At 67.5% G+C, this 17734-nt stretch carries 17 protein-coding genes; 4 read left to right on the top strand and 13 right to left on the bottom strand.

Going from position 1 to position 17734, the window contains the following annotated elements:
• On the bottom strand, positions 1-616 hold a 616-nt coding region (locus ON45_RS05520), incomplete at its 3' end, for a TrmH family RNA methyltransferase (RefSeq protein ID WP_040492587.1).
• A gap of 56 nt (positions 617-672) precedes the next feature.
• Here ON45_RS05520 and folE point away from each other — a divergent pair.
• The 3 genes from folE (at position 673) to ON45_RS05505 (ending at position 3178) form a co-directional block, all read left to right on the top strand.
• On the top strand, positions 673-1269 hold the full coding sequence (gene folE, locus ON45_RS05515) for a GTP cyclohydrolase I FolE (protein WP_040492586.1): 597 nt from the start codon (positions 673-675) through the stop codon (positions 1267-1269).
• Positions 1266-1763 (top strand): NUDIX hydrolase, encoded by a 498-nt coding sequence (locus ON45_RS21120; protein ID WP_051062548.1) that lies wholly within the window; start codon positions 1266-1268, stop codon positions 1761-1763. The genes folE and ON45_RS21120 overlap by 4 nt, the downstream gene beginning before the upstream one ends.
• 95 nt (positions 1764-1858) lie before the next feature.
• The gene (locus ON45_RS05505; protein WP_040492585.1) at positions 1859-3178 is read left to right on the top strand and encodes an oxygenase MpaB family protein; all 1320 of its coding nucleotides are present in this window, start codon (positions 1859-1861) and stop codon (positions 3176-3178) included.
• Between the two features lie 50 nt (positions 3179-3228).
• On the opposite strand, the gene ON45_RS05500 is transcribed toward ON45_RS05505, so the two are convergent.
• The 3 genes from ON45_RS05500 to ON45_RS05490 form a co-directional block, all read right to left on the bottom strand.
• Positions 3229-4503 (bottom strand): RNA polymerase sigma factor, encoded by a 1275-nt coding sequence (locus ON45_RS05500; RefSeq protein WP_040492584.1) that lies wholly within the window; start codon positions 4501-4503, stop codon positions 3229-3231.
• Entirely contained in the window at positions 4493-4846 is a 354-nt protein-coding gene (locus ON45_RS05495) for a YciI family protein (protein ID WP_040492597.1), read from the bottom strand. Before ON45_RS05495 ends, ON45_RS05500 begins: the two co-directional genes overlap by 11 nt.
• A gap of 134 nt (positions 4847-4980) precedes the next feature.
• Entirely contained in the window at positions 4981-5958 is a 978-nt protein-coding gene (locus tag ON45_RS05490; RefSeq protein ID WP_040492583.1) for a Rieske 2Fe-2S domain-containing protein, read from the bottom strand.
• A 104-nt stretch (positions 5959-6062) separates the two neighbouring features.
• On the opposite strand from ON45_RS05490, the gene ON45_RS05485 reads away from it, so the two are divergent.
• Positions 6063-7454 (top strand): amidohydrolase family protein, encoded by a 1392-nt coding sequence (locus ON45_RS05485; protein WP_051062547.1) that lies wholly within the window; start codon positions 6063-6065, stop codon positions 7452-7454.
• Positions 7455-7498: 44 nt separating this feature from the next.
• Here the strand turns inward: ON45_RS05485 and ON45_RS05480 are convergent, their stop codons facing one another.
• From ON45_RS05480 to ON45_RS05440, 9 genes are all read right to left on the bottom strand, one after another.
• Positions 7499-8554: an acetamidase/formamidase family protein gene (locus ON45_RS05480; protein ID WP_206537649.1), complete on the bottom strand. Its 1056-nt coding sequence runs from the start codon at positions 8552-8554 to the stop codon at positions 7499-7501.
• Between the two features lie 94 nt (positions 8555-8648).
• Complete coding sequence (locus tag ON45_RS05475; protein WP_051062545.1) at positions 8649-9383, bottom strand: sulfite exporter TauE/SafE family protein; 735 nt, start codon at positions 9381-9383, stop codon at positions 8649-8651.
• 16 nt (positions 9384-9399) lie between these two features.
• The gene (locus tag ON45_RS05470) at positions 9400-10326 is read right to left on the bottom strand and encodes an ABC transporter permease (RefSeq protein ID WP_051062543.1); all 927 of its coding nucleotides are present in this window, start codon (positions 10324-10326) and stop codon (positions 9400-9402) included.
• Between the two features lies 1 nt (position 10327).
• Positions 10328-11473 carry an ABC transporter permease gene (locus ON45_RS05465; RefSeq protein ID WP_051062541.1) on the bottom strand — a complete coding sequence of 382 codons (1146 nt, stop codon included), beginning with the start codon at positions 11471-11473 and terminating at the stop codon, positions 10328-10330.
• The gene (locus ON45_RS05460) at positions 11466-13067 is read right to left on the bottom strand and encodes an ABC transporter ATP-binding protein (RefSeq protein WP_241432153.1); all 1602 of its coding nucleotides are present in this window, start codon (positions 13065-13067) and stop codon (positions 11466-11468) included. Before ON45_RS05460 ends, ON45_RS05465 begins: the two co-directional genes overlap by 8 nt.
• Positions 13064-14470 carry an amidohydrolase family protein gene (locus ON45_RS05455; protein WP_040492581.1) on the bottom strand — a complete coding sequence of 469 codons (1407 nt, stop codon included), beginning with the start codon at positions 14468-14470 and terminating at the stop codon, positions 13064-13066. The genes ON45_RS05460 and ON45_RS05455 overlap by 4 nt, the downstream gene beginning before the upstream one ends.
• Positions 14467-15567: a methyltransferase gene (locus tag ON45_RS05450; RefSeq protein WP_040492580.1), complete on the bottom strand. Its 1101-nt coding sequence runs from the start codon at positions 15565-15567 to the stop codon at positions 14467-14469. The genes ON45_RS05455 and ON45_RS05450 overlap by 4 nt, the downstream gene beginning before the upstream one ends.
• 10 nt (positions 15568-15577) lie before the next feature.
• The gene (locus tag ON45_RS05445) at positions 15578-16627 is read right to left on the bottom strand and encodes a zinc-binding dehydrogenase (protein WP_040492589.1); all 1050 of its coding nucleotides are present in this window, start codon (positions 16625-16627) and stop codon (positions 15578-15580) included.
• 97 nt (positions 16628-16724) lie between these two features.
• Positions 16725-17734: BMP family lipoprotein (locus ON45_RS05440; protein ID WP_051062535.1), on the bottom strand; the 1010-nt coding region annotated here is incomplete at its 5' end.

Raw genomic sequence — 17734 nt, 5'->3', positions numbered from 1 at the left:
CGGCCGGCGTCATCGCCCACGTCTCGAAGCCGGCTGCGTGCAGGACGTCGAGCGCGTCCGGCCACTCGTCGCGGGTTGCCCGTGCGACTCGCATGTGCAGGATCTCACCCATGCTCACCCGCACGGTGCGCCGCTGGTAGGGATCGGTACAGGTCGGGCTGAGCAGCACGCCGTCGACGTCGAACGCTCGCGCGGCCCGGGCGATCGCGCCGACGTTCTCGTTGTCGTTCAGGGCTTCGAGCACGATCACGCGTGTGGAACTCGACGCGAGCGCGTCGATCGACGTCAACGGCCGGCGTTGCGCGGACACGAGCACCCCGCGCGGCAGGTCGAACCCGACGATGTCCCGCATCACCTCACGCTCGGCCACGTAGACGGGAACTCCGATCAGCTCCGGACGCTCGGTGAACGGGAGGAACCGCTTCACGCGCGACGGCGACAGCAGGACCGACCGGAACACGTGCCTGGAATCGATCAGCCGCTCGATCGAGACCCAACCTTCCGAGATGAAGTACTCGTCGCCCTCCATCTCGCGGCGCGCTGCCTGATCGTTCAACCGACGGAAGTCGGCGAGCCGCCGGTCGTCGGCATCGCTGACCACGGTCGTGCGCTCCATCACGGCGACCGTACGCCCTTTTGGTCGACCGCGGAGGCTGACAGCATGCTGGAGCCGTGACCGCAGAGACTGAGCGCCAGGTTGACGCGGAGCGTGCCGAGGCCGCCGTGCGCGAGTTGCTGCTGGCGATCGGCGAGGACCCGGATCGAGATGGCTTGCAGGCAACGCCGGGTCGGGTCGCCCGCATGTACGCAGAGGTCACCGACGGCATGGGCTCGGACCCGGCGAGTCACTTGTCGACCGTCTTCGAGGCCGACCACGACGAGATCGTCCTGGTTCGAGGAATCTCGTTCTCGTCGATGTGTGAGCACCACATGCTGCCGTTCATCGGGACCGCCCACGTCGGCTACATCCCGGGTCCATCCGGGCACGTGACCGGGTTGTCGAAGCTGGCCCGGCTGGTCGATGGGTATGCACGACGACTCCAGGTGCAGGAACGACTGACGACGCAGATCGCCTCCGCGATCGAATCGGTGCTGGAACCGCGCGGCGTGATCGTGGTCCTGGAGGCCGAGCACCTGTGCATGTCGATCCGCGGGGTCGCCAAGCCCGGCGCGTTGACGATGACCTCGGCCGTTCGGGGACAGTTCCGCGAGGATCCCCGGTCCCGGTCCGAGGCGATGAGTCTGATCACGACGCCGTCCCATCGATGACCGGTGTACCCGACGGGTACGCGCTCGACGAGCGCTGCATCGTCGTCGGTACCTCGATCGATGAGTTCCGCGACTTCCTCCGACGTCCGGACGACAGCTCTCCCGGCCACGTCGTCGCGATCGCGTGGGTGTTGGATCCGACCCGGGAGCGGGTGTTGCTCGTTCGCCACCGTCGCCTCGGTTGGTCGTGCCCCGGCGGCCACCTGGAGCCAGGCGAGAGCCCGCGTGACGCGGCGATCCGCGAGCTGCGCGAGGAGACCGGCCTGGCGATCGCTCCGGTGACCCGTGACGCGGCCACGTTGACACGGTCGGCCGACTGTCCGCGGCCGACCACCGAGAACCATGTCCATTGGACACTCGGATATCTGTTCCACACGTCGACCGAACCGACCGGAACCGAGGACGGGCAGCCGGCGCGCTGGTTCCCTGTCGATCGACTTCCCGTTCCCCGTCCTGCCGACCTGGATGTGGTCATCGCGGGTCTCCCCACCTGAGCGACGGCGCGGCGGCACGAACGCGCCGGACTCGCTGCATCGCGCCGCCTGTCATAGATTCGGGCGAACCAACTCGGCGAAAGGGCCAGGTCGACATGACAATGCAGGTGTACGACGACGTGGTGACGAGTCAGCGCGACGCCCTCCCCACCATCTACGGCGACGTCGACTTCACGATCATCCCCGAGCGCTACGACCGCGACGCCTCGATCGACGACGAGCGGTTCGTGAAGAACCACGCGGCCATCGCGAGGGTGATCGACCAGACCGAGCTGCGCGAGACGATCCGCGACGCCACGATGACCGGCGATCGGGTCGCCGACGCGTACGCGGCGTTGATTCCCGAACTCGGATTCCGCACGCTCATCGAGATGGTGGAATCGGCGTGCGAGCACGGGGTGGAGAACGTCGACAACGCGCCGCAGGAACTCGTCGACCTCATCGCGGCGATGGAAGCCACGCCCGACTGGGTCGACATGGAACTCGTGGAGCTGGGCGCCCGCGAGGAGCGCATCGGCATGGCAACCGCGACGCCGTTGGCGATCCGGGGAGCGTTCCTCGCCACGTTCCTGAACAAGTACGCGGCACTGCCGATGACGATGACCGGAACCCTGTCCGATGAAGCGGCCGCGAAGCGGGTCTTCGAGACCGCCAGCTTCTTCACCGCGACGACGTTGCCCGGTGCGCTCGACCGTTCCGGCAAGGGGTTCGAGGCTGCGGCGAAGGTCCGCCTGATGCACTCGATGGTGCGATTCCACCTGTTGCGTTCGGGAGAGTGGGACGTCGGTACCTACGGCATTCCGATTCCGCAGGTCGACCAGATGCCCGCCGGCCTGATCGGCGTGTTCCTGATGTCCGCGCAACTCCTCGGCAAGGGCGAGACCGAGTTCACGCCCGAGCAGCGGGCGCGGGTCGAGCTGTCGCGGTATCGATGCTTCCTGCTCGGACTCCCCGAGAACCTGCTCGGCGAGACACCGCAGGAAATCGTCGACCTGCTCACGGCCCGCCACATCTCGCTGCGCGAGGGCTACGACGACGACACGTGCGGAAAGCTCGTCCGCGGCACGTTGGAGGCCGAACTGTTCGACACGTCAACCGTCCAGGGGCGCGTGCACGCCTGGCTCGAGAACGGCTTCTCGCGCTTCGTGCTGATCAAGAGCTTCCTCGGCGGCGACTCGGAGCGTGCCGAGTCGATCGGAATCACGTTCGGCGCAGCGGACAAGGCGGCAGCGGCCGCCGCGATCGCGGTGGTCACCGCGAAGACCGCGTTCTACCGGGTCGGCCTCCGACTTCCTGCCGTGTCCGATCGCGTGGACCGCCGCCTCGACAACCGCCTCGCCCACCTCCTCGACATCTACGGCCACGCCGACTTCGTCACCGACCCCGACAAGTACGCCCTGACCCCCGCCGCCTGAAGTGTTCGTGGGTGCCGGTCACCCACGAACATCGACTCACAGGGTCACGTTCACGTCGTCGGGGCAACAGCCGCCCGGCGATCAGCCAGGAAACGGGCTTCGACCGGGTTCGTCGTGAGATCGATCGCGCGGTCGTAGGCCACGATCGCCTCATCCAGGCGGTCGTTCCGACGGAGCAGATCCGCACGCACGCAATGAAACGGCTGGTAGTCGGCCACGGCGCTTTCGTCGATCTCCGCGAGCTCGCGCAGGCCGGCCTCGGCGCCCTTCAGCTCGGCCACCGCGACCGCTCGATTCGTCGCCACCACCGCATCGGGACGGTGAGCGAGGAGCTGGTCGTACAGAGCGACGATCTGGGACCAGTCCGTGTCCTCCGCCGTGGACGCGTCGGCGTGGACCGCGGCGATCGCGGCGTGGATCTGGAACGGACCCGGCTGGTTACGTCGCAGGCACGCGCGCACGAGTTGGTGCCCCTCGGCGATCATCGCTCGGTCCCACTGCGCGCGGTCCTGATCGGCGAGCGGTACCAACGACCCGTCGGCAGCAGTGCGCGCGGGGCGACGAGCGTCGGTGAGCAGCATCAACGCCAGCAGTCCGACCGCTTCGGGTTCGTCGGGCATCAGGTCGACGAGGACCCGACCGAGTCGGATCGCCTCGTCGGACAGATCGGTCCGGACGAGCGCGTCACCGGTCGTCGCCCGGTGTCCCTCGGTGAAGATCAACCTGATCGCGTGCAGCACGACGCCGAGCCGATCAGGAAGCTCCGCCGCCTCGGGAATGCGATACGACGCGTGGTTGTCGCGCAGCTTGCGTTTCGCGCGGACGATCCGCTGGGCCATCGTCGCTTCCGGTACGACGAAGCACCGGGCGATCTCGGGTGTCTCGAGGCCGCCCAACAACCGCAGCGTCAGCGCGACCTGCGCGTCCCGTGCGAGCGCAGGATGGCAACACAGGAACATCAGCCGGAGCTGGTCGTCGGGGACCACGTCGACGTAGGCGTCGAGGTCGGCGAGTTCTGGATCCGGGTCGCGTTCCATCGAGGCCTCGTGCAGTCGCCGTGCCGCAGCGTGTCGACCATCGCTGTCACGCTCGCGTCGGATCCGGTCGATCGCCCGGTTGCGAGCCGTCGTCGTGATCCATCCGCCGGGGTTCAGCGGAACGCCGTCGACGGGCCACCGAGTCGCGGCGATCGCGAACGCCTCCGCCACCGCGTCCTCGGCGAGGTCGACGTCGCCGAGGACACGGATCAGAGTCGCGGTGCAGCGTCCGGCTTCGCGCCGGAACACGCTGTCGAGCAGCGCCGGTGCGGCGCGGTCAGCCCTCACTCTGGAACGGACGCAGTTCGACGGGCCCTTCACAGGCGACGGTTGCCTTGCGCGCCCACTCCAGGGCGGTGTCGAAGTCGGCCGCCTCGATGACCCAGAACCCGCCCATCTGCTCCTTCGATTCGGCGTACGGGCCGTCGGTCATCGACACGTCACCGTCGGTACCTCGGACCACCGTCGCGGACGACGCCGGCTGCAAGCCGTTGCCGTACACCCAGGTGTTGGTCGATTGCAGGTCGGCATTGAACTGGTCGACCTGAGCGACGATGCGCTGCATGTCGTCGCCCTCGAAGTCGACCTCGAATTCCTCATCGTGCCAGACGGAAAGCAGGTACTCAGCCATGTTCACATTCTCCTTGTTCGGTGTGTCGGATGGAACCCGTGGAGCGGTGTTCCTGCCTCCTCCACGAACGACCGACGCCGAATCGACACCGGGACGGAGAAATTCTCGCGGGATTTCGACGCGAGCGGATCGCTTCAGGCGAGCATGTCGGCGAACCGCCGACGCCACTCGACCGAGGGCTTGTCCGACTGAACACTCACCGTTGCGCGTTGATCGAGTGGGAGGACACCCTTGACCTTCTCGAGCATCGACTTGTCCTCGGCCCCGATCGCCCGGTCGAACACGATGACCTCCTCGGCCGGAACCGAGAAGTCGTCGTTGCGCCAGATCACGAACGTAAAGTACGAGGTGACGTCGTCGATCGGTGTCGAGCACAGCAGGATCAGGTGATCCAGACCGGTCTCGTAGTGGATGGTGCTACGCACGGTGAACGGCAGGTTGAACCCGGTCGTCATCCGACGCGTGATGACCGCGTCGTCCATCCCCGATGATGCTGCGCCGTCCTCGTTGCGCACTTCGACCTCGTACTCGTACCCGAAGAAGTCGGCGTCGAGCTGCTCCATCTCGATCTTCGGAACGTCCTGGTTCTGGGCGATGCCGAACGTGCCGATGTGCACGTACGGGAAGTGCGAGATGTCGAGGAAGTTGTCGGTCATGCGGGTGCTCGAGGTGTTCCACACCTGGACACCGGAGTTGATCCGGCGATACCGCTCGTCGCTCTCGGCTTCCATCTCGGGGATGTCGACCTGCGGTTCTCCGAGGCTCAACCACACCAGTCCGTACCGTTCGCGAACCTGTGCGGTGGGGAGGTGCGCAGCCGGCGGCACCTTCTTCCCGGTGCCCGACGACGGCACTTCGACGCAGCGACCCGCGTCGCCGAACTTCCACCCGTGGTACGGACACACGAGGCATCCGTCGTGCACCGTGCCCTCGCTCAGCGGAGCTTCGCGATGCGGACAGCGATCGGGTGCAGCGACCACGTCACCACCGACGGCACGCCAGACGACGAGGTCCCGTCCGAGTAGCTTGACGGCGACCGGCTCGTCGGCCACGTCGGTCGACTCGGCGACCACATACCAGTGATGCAGCAGCGCTTCGTTCTCGATCAGCATGACGGCATCCTCGTTCCTTGCCGCGGGTCGGCGGGGACGTTTCCCTGCGGCCGACACTCGCTCGAATCATCTTCGTTTGGTCTGATGGTCTTACCATAGCCGGGATGAGCACACCTCCGTTGAACGACTCACCGACCGACCGTGCGGATCCCGACCTGCTCGTACTCGCCGACACCGTGCTCACGATGGAACCGGGGAGCGTTCCGATCACCGACGCTGCGATCGCCGTCGCCGACGGAAGAATCACCGCCATCGGACCCGCGGCGACGCTCCGGGCCGCCCACCCGGAGGCGTCGACGATCGGGGGTCGCGGGCACCTGGCGATCCCCGGCTTGATCAACGCTCACCAGCACCTCACCGGCGATCGCCTGATTCGCTCGATGATCCCCGACGACCTCGAGCCCGGACGGTCGATCTTCGAATGGGCGGTCCCGGCGCACGCCGCACACACCGGCGACGACGACGAATTGTCGGCCACCCTCTCGCTCATCGAAGCCGCATGCAACGGTGTGACCTTCACGGTGGAGGCAGGGACCGTCGCCCATCCCGCGCGCGTGCTCGCGGGCTTCGACGCCGTCGGTGTCGGGGGAACGCTCGGTTCGTGGGGATGGGATGTCGCCGGAGAGCCATGGGCCGGAGACACGGTCGAGGACGTACTGGATCGCCAGCGTGAGGTGCAGCAGCTGACCGCGGGCCACGACCGGGTCGACGGCTGGGTGACGCTCGTCGGCCACGACCTCATGAGCGACGAACTCGTCGTCGCGGCGAGTGATCTCGCGCGAGCGCACGCGACCGGCATCACGTTCCATCTCTCACCGTCCGACAGCGACACCGCTGCGTACCTCGAACGCGTGGGGAAACGTCCGGCGGTGCACCTCGACGACCTCGGCGCGCTCGGCAGCCATGTGCTTCTCGGCCACGGCGTGCATCTCGCCGACGACGAACTCGACCGATTGCTCGCAACCGACACCGCGATCGCCTACTGCCCATGGGCGTACCTGCGACTCGGGCAGGGTGTGTCCCGCGCGGGTCGCCACATCGAGTTCATCGCTCGGGGCGGTCGGGTCGCGCTCGGCTGCGACGCGGAGAACGCCGGCGATGCGATCGACGTGCTCGGAGCGGCCGCGCTCGCGGCCGGACTCGCGAAGGACGCGACGATGGACCCGACGGTCTTCGGTGCACACGCAGCGTTGCACCATGCGACACTCGGGGCGGCCAAGGCACTCGGCATGTCCGACGAGATCGGCTCCATCAGCGTCGGCAAGCGAGCCGACATCACGATCGTCGACACCACCGGACCCGAATGGGTCCCGCGCTCACCCGACCCCGTGCTGCAGCTGGTGTGGGCGAGCGACGGACGCAGCGTGGCGCACGTCGTGTCGTCGGGTCGCGTCGTGGTCCGCGATGGCGAGCCCACGATGGTCCACCGCGGAGCACTGGCGGTCGAGGCCGAGCAACGCCACCGCAGCCTGATCGAGCGCGCCAATCTCCGCTGACGGCGCACCGCCTGCGTCAACCGGCATCGGGGGACGTCGGCGGGTCAGGGGGCGAGGATCGAGTGGGCTATGGCGGCGTGGCAGCCGACGATGCCGTCGACGACCTGGGTGACACCCATGTCGACGGCGACCGATGCGAGCGAGTAGGCCTCGTCCATCGTGAAGCCGCCCTTGTCGACCATCAGCTTCAACATCTGCTCGGCCGCCATGGTCATCGCCGTGCCGAGTCCGTCGACGCCTTCCTCGACACCCCCGGAGAAGCCGTGGGTGAACCAATGGGTGTCGGTCCGCAGCAGCGGGGCCTCGACGGGCAGATCGGAAGCGAGCGACAACCGCAGCGTCACGTCGAGCGACGCCTCGATCGCGGTGCCGCAGATCTCGCCGTCGCCCTGAGCGAAGTGCGGATCTCCGACGTAGAAGCCCGCGCCCTCCTGGAAGACCGGGTAGTGGACGGTCGCACCGGGCCCGAAGCGCCAGTTGTCGACGTTGCCGCCGAAGACGCCCGGCTCGATGCTGCTCCGTCGCCCACCTTCCGGGGCGACACCCATCACGCCGAGGTGCGGGCGGACCGGGACGCGGACGTCGCGCCCGAACGGTTGCCGGAGCTCGGGCGTCGGTTCGGAGATCACTCCGGGGAGGTCGTAGAGCTCGCGCGCGGCGAAATCGAACCCGAACATCGGCGTGGCGAACGGCGGGAACTGCATGGTGCCCGCCGCGTCCGGCTCCGGATCGTGGAGTTCGTAGATCGTGATCCGTTCCTTGCCGAACCGTTCGTGGAAGAGCCCCCAGTTCGCCGCACAGTTCGACCCGTAGGGCATCCGCGGCGTCATCGACAACAGCTCCACCCGCAGCGTGTCGCCCGGCTTCGCCCCGCGGACCTCGATCGGGCCGGTCATGATGTGCACGCCGGGTGTGCGCGTCTCGGGTGCGATGCCGTCCCAGATCGCGCGCACTCCGTCGTCCATCAAGAGGTCGGGAGCGTCGCCGGAGTGGTGGGTGACCGCTTCGATCGTGATCGTCTCACCGGGGTCGACGCTGAGCACCGGCTGCTCATCAGCGTCGAGATACCCCCAGAAGCAGGAGTCGGGTGTCGCGGTCAACCGATTCAACATATTGGTCTGACCATAAGACCAATCTGTGAACTGCGTGTTTCCCGTCGGCGACGAGCTCGTTCCAGCCCGTTCGACCGCTCGCTCACCAGATCCCGATGAGACGACCGGCGAGATACAGCGCCGCGCCGATCATGAACACGCGCACGAGCTTCTCGCCACCTTTCACCGCGAGCTTCGCCCCGAACCATCCGCCGCCCATGAAGCCGGCAGCCAGCACCAGTGCAGGTGCCCACACGACGTTGCCCTGGAGCACGAACACCGGCAGTGCGATCACCGTGACGATCAGGTTGACCAACACCTTGACGCTGTTCGCCGTGACCAGGTCATAGCCGGCCCGGGTCAGCGCCGCCAGCATCACCAGCCCGACGCCCGCCTGGAAAGCGCCTCCGTAGCAGCCGATGAGGAAGAACACCCCCATCGTCACCGGCGGCGACCACGGGGTGGCGTCCGGCGCGGGCTTCGGTTTGAAGATCGTGAGGATGATGATCGGGATCAACAAGTACCCGAAGATCGTCTCGAAGGTCTCGTCGGCCACCTGGCTGATGCCGAACGCGCCGATCAGCGAACCGATCACCGCCGGGACGAGAATCCGCTGCGATCCCTTCAGGCCGTCGACACCCTCGCCGCGGAACGCGGCGACCGCGGCAGCGCTCGACGTCAGCACCCCGACGCGATTCGAACCATTGGCCTGGTTGCCGGGCACACCGGCGAGCACCAGCAGCGGGACGGTCAACGCCGAACCGCCACCGGCCATCGTGTTGATCACACCCGCCGCGAGCCCGCCGACGAGCAGCAGCACCGCCTCCCAGAAGGTCATCGGAGCGAATGGCCGGTCACGTCAGGCCGCGGATGAACGGCTGCGCGAGCGCTCGTGGCTGACGAACTCGCGTGGCGAATGCGAGCACGACGGTGAGGGCGACGACGTAGGGGGCGGCCTCGAGGATGAACGGATCGATCGAGTAACCGTTCGCAGGGATCGAGATCGTGGCCGCCTCGACGAACCCGAACAGGACACAGCCGATGACGGTGCCACGCAAGGTCCATCCACCGAAGATCACGGCGGCGAGAGCGATGAAACCTCGACCGTTCACCATCCCGGCCTGGAACGACCCGACCTGCCCCAGAACCAGGAACGCTCCACCGATCCCGGCGCTGACACCGGTGATGTAGATCGCCTGGCGGCGCCGGGCGTTGACGTGGATACCGGACACGTCTGCGGCCTGGGGGTTCTCGCCGACCGATCGCACCTCGAGTCCCCAGCGTGTGCGGAAGACCGCCCACCACAGCAGCGGCACCAGCGGGTAGATGAGGTACGCGGGCCACGGCCGACCGAAGAGCGCCGTCCCCACCAGCGGGATGTCGACGAGCACCGGCACCTCGATCACCTCGGCGCGTGCGGGGTCGAAACCGATCGACGAATCGAGGAACGCGGTCAGACCGAGCACCAGGACGTTCAGCGCGAGCCCGACGACGAACTGGTTGGCCGTGAGCCGATGGCTCAGGTTCGCCTGGAACCAGCCGATCAGGAACCCGAAGAACGCGCCGACGAGCAACCCGGCGATCGCGGACGACGTCATCTGATGCCCCACGACCGCGCCGAACGCGCCGCCGATGAGCATGCCTTCGATCGAGATGTTCAGGGTGCCGGCACGTTCGGCGACCCATTCGCCGCAGCCCGCGAACGCGAAGAGAACCGAGAACTGGAACGCGCTGATGTAGAGCGCCTCCGAAGAGACCAGGGTGCCGAGTGCTTCGAACATGTCAGGTCGCCTCCGGCGCCGTGGCCGGCGTCTTCTGGTTGCTGGACCGCAACGCGCGCCGGCGGTCGCGAATGAAGAGGACCGCCGGGGGAATGAGCAGGGCGAGAACGAGCAGGGCCTGGACCACCTCGGTGACCTTGCGGTCGACTCCCGTCGCGGCGAGAAAGCTCGACCCGGTGCGCAGCATCGCGAAGATCAGCGCGACGGGGAGGGCGACGAGGATCCGGTTGCGGGCCAACAACGCGACGAGCAGCCCGTCCCAACCGAAGTTCCCGGAGAATCCGAACACGAGCCGGTCCCCCGCCGCGCCCCCGGTGAGCAACACGGCACCCGCCACGCCGGCGGTGGCCCCGGAACCGATCAACACCGCCGCCGACAGCGGACCGGCCGCCACACCGAACCGTTGAGCAGCACGCGGGTTGTAGCCGAGCATGTCGACACGCGTGCCGAGCAGGGTGCGGCTGATCAGATACGCGAGCACGGCGGACAGACCGATCGCCACGAGGAAACCGGAGTCGATCGCGTTTCCGAACAGGTGGACATCCGGCAGCAACGCCGTCCCGGGAATGATCTCACCGGTGTTCAGCTGGTTCTGACGGGTCGTGTCGCGATCGGCGATCAGCGCGGCCTGACTGAGCCCGAAGGTGACCAGCGGGAACGCGATGAACGTCAGGAGCAGCGTGGTGAGCACTTCAGGAACGTTGCGCCATGCACGGAGCCCGGCCGCGATTCCAGCCCAGGCTCCGCCGCCGACCGCGCCGAACAGAAGGGCGCCGGTCACGACGACCCAACCAGGTCCACCCAGCCGGACTGCGGCGTAGGCGGCGAACGCGGCACCGATCAGCACCTGCCCCTCCTGGCCGATGTTCACCAGCCCGGCCCGCGTCGCGACGATCGTCCCGATCGCGACGAGCAGGAGCGGTGCCGCCGTGGTGAGGGTCAGACCCCACGCCCCTGGCGAACGCACGCTGCCGTCGAGCAAGGCCGACAGTACGTCGGGTGCCGATCCGCCGGTTGCCGCGACGAGCGCGCCGGAGATCACGAGCGCGCCGAGCAGCGACAGCGCGTAGAGCGCGAATGTCAGGCTCGAGTCCTTCGTGGACAGCCGTCCGGTCAGCAGTCCGGGTCGGTTGCGCAGGTCACGCATCGGCTTCTCCTTCCGTCGTCGTGGTGTCGGTCGTGACCCCGCCCATCAGCAGACCGATGCGCTCGACGTCTGCGTCGGTGCGATTCATCTCGCCGACGATCCGTCCGGCGTGGAGTACCAGGATCCGGTCGGCCAGGTGCAGGATCTCCTCGAGTTCGCTCGAGATGAGCAGCACGCCGACACCGCGGGCTGCCGCAGCGCGGAGCTGCTCTCCCATGAACTCGATGGCACCGACGTCGAGACCGCGCGTCGGCTGCGCCGCGACGAGCACCTTCGGGTCAGCGCTGAGCTCACGCGCGAGAACGACTCGCTGCTGGTTGCCCCCGGACAAGGAGTGGAACGGCGCGTCCGGCCCGCTGCAGCGGATCTCGTACTCGTCGATCAGGCGCAAGGCATCGGCCTCGTTCTTCGCCCGATCCACACGGCGCAGCCAGCTGCCGACACCGACGCTCGCGAGCGCGAGGTTCTCGGCGACGCTCATGTCGAGGACGCAGCCGGCGTCGTGGCGATCCTCGGGGATCATCCCGACCCCGGCAGTGCCCATCGCTCCGGCCCTGCCGGTCGGGACGACGACGCCGTCGACGATCACCGTTCCGGCGTCCAGGGTCACGAGGCTGGAGAGCACGTCGGCCAACTCCACCTGCCCGTTCCCCTCGACTCCGGCGATGCCGACGATCTCGCCCGCCCGCACATCGAGGTCGAGACCGTCGAGAACACGATGCCCATAGCGGTCGAACACTGCGTTCTCCACGGCGAGCACGGTCGGCGCGGTGACGGGGCCGGACGCCGCCGTCGCCTCGGTGACGACGATGTCGGTGGCGCCCAGAGCGGCCGCGTCGTCACCACGCAATGAAACGGCGCGCCCGATCATCGCCTGTGCCAACGACTGCTGGTCGAATCGAGCCGTCGGACCGTCCTCGACGACCGCACCACGGCGCAGGATGGTGACCGTGTCGGTCGCCTGGCGGATCTCGTCGAGCTTGTGGCTGACCAGCGCGACGGCCTTGTTCTCGCGTTCCACCGCGAGGCGCAGCACGCCGAACAACTGCTCGGACTCCTGCGGCGTCAGCACCGATGTCGGCTCGTCGAAGATGACGATGGACGGATCGCGACGGAGACACTTGATGATCTCGACTCGCTGTCGCATCCCGGCGGTGAGATCTCCGACCCGCGCATCCGGATCGACCCCGAGGCCGTAATGCTCGCCGATCGACTCGACGAGTCCACGGGCATGCCGCGCGTCGAGACGCTCACGCTCACCGAGCACCACGTTCTCCCAGACCCGCAGCTCGTCGACGAGGCTGAAGTGCTGGTGCACCATCCCGATGCCGAGTGCTCCGGCACGGGCCGGGCTGTCGATGCGCACCCGCGCGTCGTCGACCGTCAGCGTGCCGGAGTCCGGCTGGACCAATCCGATCAGCACCTTCATCAGCGTCGACTTCCCGGCGCCGTTCTCACCCAGGACGCCGTGGATCTCACCGCGTCGAAGGTCGAGGTCGACGTTCGAGCACGCGACGACATCGCCGTAGCGCTTCGTCAGCCCGCGCACCGAGACGGCGACGGAGGCGGGCGACGGACGATCCTGCACGCTCACCACGTGGGGAACTTCGCTTTGTCCGGGAGGCCCGACCGCTGGACGATCGCCTCGCCTCGCTGCTGGGCCTCGACCCACAGCGCGGACTCGTCGATTCCGGTCATCCGACCATCCTCCACGACGATTCGTCCGTCCACCACGACCGTGTGGACGCCGCGGCCGTCGGCCGACCACACGAGTTGATTCACGACGTTCAACAACGGGCGCCACTCGGGCCGGTCGGTGTCGTGGAGCACGAGATCGGCGCGCTTGCCGACCTCGAGCGAGCCGATCTCGTCCTGCAGTCCGATCGCTGCGGCTCCACCGATGGTGGCCATCTCGAATGCCTTCTCCGCGGGGAACATCTGCGGATCGATGCGGCCGTCCTTGAACAACCCGGCGACGAGGTAGGTCGCGCGCATCAGGTCGGAGTAGTTGGACGCGTTGTTGCCATCGGTCCCGATCGACACGTTGACCCCGCGCTGCACCATCTCGGGCATCTTGCCGATCTGGGTGACGCCGTAACTGACCTTGAGCGCCGTGGTCGGACAGTGGGCGACCGTGAGGCCGTGCCCGCCCATGATGTCGATCTCGCGGTCGTCGACATGCACGCAGTGGGTGATCGCACAGTCCTCACGCAGCACGCCCAGGTCCTCGAGGTGCTCCATCGGGCGTCGGCCGAACTCGGCGATGAATCCGTCGGGGTCCGACTTCGCTGGCGACATGTGGAAGCTGACGCCGACGTCGTGTTCGTCGGCCAGTTCGCGCGTGGCCCTCCACAACGGGTCGGAGCACGTGGTGTGACCGACCACGGTGGCCCAGGTCCCGAGACGACCGTCCGCCACGGTGCGGAAGGACTCGAGCTGCGCCTGCAGCCGGGCGATCGCCTGATCCGTGGTCTGGTGGTACACGTCGGGCTGGGGCGGGAGATCCCACACCCACGAGCCGAGCTTGCCGCGGATTCCGGTCTCGGCGAGCCCGTCGAGGACCTCGTCGAGGAAACGGACGGTGCCGGCCTCGAGGAAGGTGGTCGTGCCGGTGCGGAGCATTTCGGTCGCCGCCAACTGAGCGGAACACCGTTCGTCACCTGCGCCGTGGACCGCGTACAGATTGGTCAGCCAGACGAACACGTTCTCCTCGAACGGCGTGTCGTCGGGGACGTACCCCCGGGTCAACGGTTCGCCGGTGATGTGGATGTGCGTGTTGACCATCCCCGGCGTCAGCACGAATCGTTCGCCGCCGACTCGACGGGCGGGCCGGTAGCGCTGCTCGAGGTCGGCGGTCTTGCCGACCGCCACGATGCGACCGTCGTCGACCGCGACCGAACCGCGGTGGATGATGTCGCGCGTCTCGTTCATCGTCACCACGTACCAGGCGTCGACGAGTAGATCGATCGAGATGGGATCGGTGAATGATTCGGTCATCTGCGTGCTCCTCGTTCGTTCGCCCGGGCGGCCGACGGCCGCACGCCGACGAACACCTCCTGGAATCCGATCGGCTCGATGCACCGAACGGCCTCGAATCCGGCGTCGGTGAGCCATGCGCCGATCTGGCCGTGCGTGAAGGTCCGGCCCCGACGGGTACTCGCCATCATCGTGACGCCCATCATCAAGGCATGACCGGCCTGGGATCGCTGCTCGTCGCAGAAGTAGTCGCCGATCAGAACGCGTCCTCCCGGTCTCAGCGCATCGAACGAGCGCTGCATCAACGAACGCGTTCCCGCTTCTCCCTCGGTTCGGCAGATGTGGCCGAGGACGACGAGGTCGTAGCCGGCGGACTCGACGTCGATGTGGTGGAAGTCGCCGGCCCGGAACTCGACGCGATCGAGCAGACCTCGTTCGGCAATCGTGCGGCGGGCGACGCCGAGAACACCGTCGAGGTCGTTGACGACGGCGGTCGCGTCGGTCCTGGATTCGAGCACCGCGATCGACCAGGGAGCCCCGCCTGCCCCCAGCTCGAGCACCCTCGGTGCCGTCAGGGCGCTGTACCGGAGCTGACGATCGGCGCGCATCGCGCAGCGGTTGATCGTCGTGAACGTGCCCTCGACGAGCGGAACGTGGAACGACGCGTCGTCATCGACGGGATCGACCGGCGCGCCCGTGCGAACGGTGTCGGTGAGTCGGTGCCAGTTCTCGAGCGGGCCCGGCGACACCGGCACGAGCGAGGCCATCGAGGCGGGCGAGTCGGACACGAGGTAGCGCCGAGCGGTGTCGTTCAACTCGAAGCTTCGGTGGCGGCGATCGAGCAGGCCCATCGCGACCACACCTTCGAGCAACGTCTCGAGATGCGTCGGGGACACGTCGAGACGAAGGGCGAGCGTGCCGGCCTCGGCGGGACCGATCTCTGCGAGCACATCGAACACACCGAGTTCGAGGGCGGAGTTCAGGGCGTGGAATCGACCGTACCCCTCGATCACGTCCCACACCGGCGCCGCTGCAGGCGGCTTGCGATCGGTGTACGGACGGCCGACGCGCGCCATCGTGTGCGTCTTCTTGAGCTCGGGGTACGGCGAGTCGACCATGGCTCGGGACTCAGGACTCCCGCGGCCGGAGCACGATCTTGCCGAAGACATCACCCGACGCGAGGTGTTCCTGAGCTGCACCTGCCTCGTCGAGTGGATACTCCTGCTCGATGTGCACCGCGAAGTCGCCGGTACAGAACGTGTCCCACGCCGGACCGAACTCGTCCGGCCGATAGGCGTCGGAGCCGAGTACGGCGATCCGGTTGTGGAAGAGGTACCCGAGGCTCGGGATGACCGCTTCGTCGCCGCTCGTGTTGCCACACGACACGAGGCGGCCACCGACGGCCAGCGAGAAGATCGAGGGGGCGAACAGTGCGGTACCGACGTGATCGAACACCACGTCGACGCCGCGGCCGTCCGTGATCTCGCGCGCCCATGCGGCAAGGTCGCCGACCCGGTTGTTCACCACGTGGTCGGCACCCAGGTCGAGTGCTCGATCGAGCTTGGACTGCGAACCGGCCGTGGCCAGCACGGTCGCGCCCGCGCGCTTCGCCAACTGGATCGCGGCAACGGACACCCCGCTTCCCGCCGCGTGAATCATCACCGTCTCGCCGGCAGAGAGGCGGGCGACGTCGAACAGCGCGTGCGAGGCGGTGAGATGGCAGGTGGGAAATGTCGACGCGTGCTCGATCGGGAGCGTGTCGGGGACGCGGTACACGTGGGAGGCGGGAGCGAGGCAGAGTTCGGCGTATCCGCCATCGGCGTTCGCACCGATCACGCCGAGTTCACCGTGCAGGTCGCCGCGCCCGGCGAGCTTCGAGCGCGGATCGACGCCGACGAGCGACGGATCGACGACCACCCGGTCGCCGACCGCAACCTGTGATGCGTCGCTGTCGACGCCAGCGCTGACGACCGTTCCGGCGACGTCCATGCCGGCGACGTGCGGGAGGGAGAAGCCATCGAGCGTGAACCAGCCATTGCGTTGGACGACATCGAGACGGTTCAGTGCGCAGGCTTCCACCGCCACGACGACATCCGTCGGACCCGGCTCCGGGTCGGGGAGATCGACGATCGAGAGAACCTCGGGTCCTCCGTGTTCGGTGTACTGGGCAGCGCGCACGACAGCTCCGTGGTTCGAGTCGGGAATCGAATGGGACGGACGGGAAGTCGGTCCGACACCGTGACCGGTGCCGGACCGTCGACCCATCAGCGGAGGATCAGAAGCCGTAGGCCTCGGACTTGATCGCGAAGAACGCTTCCTCGAAGTCGCCGGCAGCGATCTGTGCCTTGACGTCGTCGAGGTCGGCGCCCTGCTCATCGGTTCCGTCGCAGAGTGCTGCACCGACGAACGGGAACTCGCCGACGGTGAACACGAAGGTCTCACCTTCGTTCAACTCGCCTGTGGCGATCTGCTCGATGATGACGTCGAGGTAGTCACCGGCATCGAACTGCACGGCGATCTGGTAGTCGAGATCGTCGCGTTCGCAGACATCGGACGCACCCGCCGACATGGTGATCACGCCCTCATCGTTGGCCAACTGGACGATCGGCTCGTGGGCGCCGCCGAGGAACGGGTACACCGCACCAGCGCCGTTCGCGACCGCCTGGTTGAACGCCTCGGTGGCACCGGCCACGTCGTTGAAGTCACCGGTCGGGATGTAGCTCATCGTGAAGGATTCGTCGACGGCCTGCATCCCGAGTTCGAAGGCCATGTACGCCTCCTTCTCGAAGTCGAGATCGCAGCAGCCGAGGAATGCGGCAGCAGTGGCGCCGGTGTCCTGCAGGAGCAGCCCCGTCGCATATCCGGCCGAGTAGCTGATCTGCGCGGAGTCGTCCGACGACTGAGCGATGCCCGGGATCTGCTGACCCGCACCGCAGTTGCAGTACCAGAAGATGTCGGGGAACTCGGCGGCGAGTCCCTCGAGCGGGTCGGCCAGTTCGCTCGCGCCGACGGCGATGACGTCGACACCTTGACGGGTGAGGTTCCGAATCTCGGTGTCGGCCTGCGCGGGATCGATGTTGTCGACGATGATCGGCTCGGCGAACCCGTTCTCCTCGGAGAACGCGACGATGCCTTCCACGAGTGCTTGGTAGTAGGCACCGTCGTCACGCGGCCCGGGTGTGGCCACTCCGAAGGTCACGACGCCGTCACCGGTCACGTCCTCGATGCCGGCGGCGGTCTCGTCACCGCCGGACTCCTCGGCCGCGGTGTCCGCGGTCGTGTCTC

Origin of the sequence: Ilumatobacter nonamiensis YM16-303 (assembly GCF_000350145.1) — a bacterium.
GTDB classification, from domain to species: domain Bacteria; phylum Actinomycetota; class Acidimicrobiia; order Acidimicrobiales; family Ilumatobacteraceae; genus Ilumatobacter_A; species Ilumatobacter_A nonamiensis.
Note: the sequence above shows the minus strand (reverse complement) of the source record. Positions and strands in the feature narration are given on the sequence as shown.

Excerpts from the sequence above, each read along its gene's own strand:
- ON45_RS21120 (WP_051062548.1), top strand. The coding sequence starts at position 1,266 with ATGACCGGTGTACCCGACGGGTACGCGCTCGACGAGCGCTGCATCGTC.
- ON45_RS05505 (WP_040492585.1), top strand. The coding sequence starts at position 1,859 with ATGACAATGCAGGTGTACGACGACGTGGTGACGAGTCAGCGCGACGCC.
- ON45_RS05495 (WP_040492597.1), bottom strand. The coding sequence starts at position 4,846 with ATGGCTGAGTACCTGCTTTCCGTCTGGCACGATGAGGAATTCGAGGTC.
- ON45_RS05490 (WP_040492583.1), bottom strand. The coding sequence starts at position 5,958 with ATGCTGATCGAGAACGAAGCGCTGCTGCATCACTGGTATGTGGTCGCC.
- ON45_RS05485 (WP_051062547.1), top strand. The coding sequence starts at position 6,063 with ATGAGCACACCTCCGTTGAACGACTCACCGACCGACCGTGCGGATCCC.
- ON45_RS05475 (WP_051062545.1), bottom strand. The coding sequence starts at position 9,383 with ATGACCTTCTGGGAGGCGGTGCTGCTGCTCGTCGGCGGGCTCGCGGCG.
- ON45_RS05470 (WP_051062543.1), bottom strand. The coding sequence starts at position 10,326 with ATGTTCGAAGCACTCGGCACCCTGGTCTCTTCGGAGGCGCTCTACATC.
- ON45_RS05465 (WP_051062541.1), bottom strand. The coding sequence starts at position 11,473 with ATGCGTGACCTGCGCAACCGACCCGGACTGCTGACCGGACGGCTGTCC.
- ON45_RS05455 (WP_040492581.1), bottom strand. The coding sequence starts at position 14,470 with ATGACCGAATCATTCACCGATCCCATCTCGATCGATCTACTCGTCGAC.
- ON45_RS05450 (WP_040492580.1), bottom strand. The coding sequence starts at position 15,567 with ATGGTCGACTCGCCGTACCCCGAGCTCAAGAAGACGCACACGATGGCG.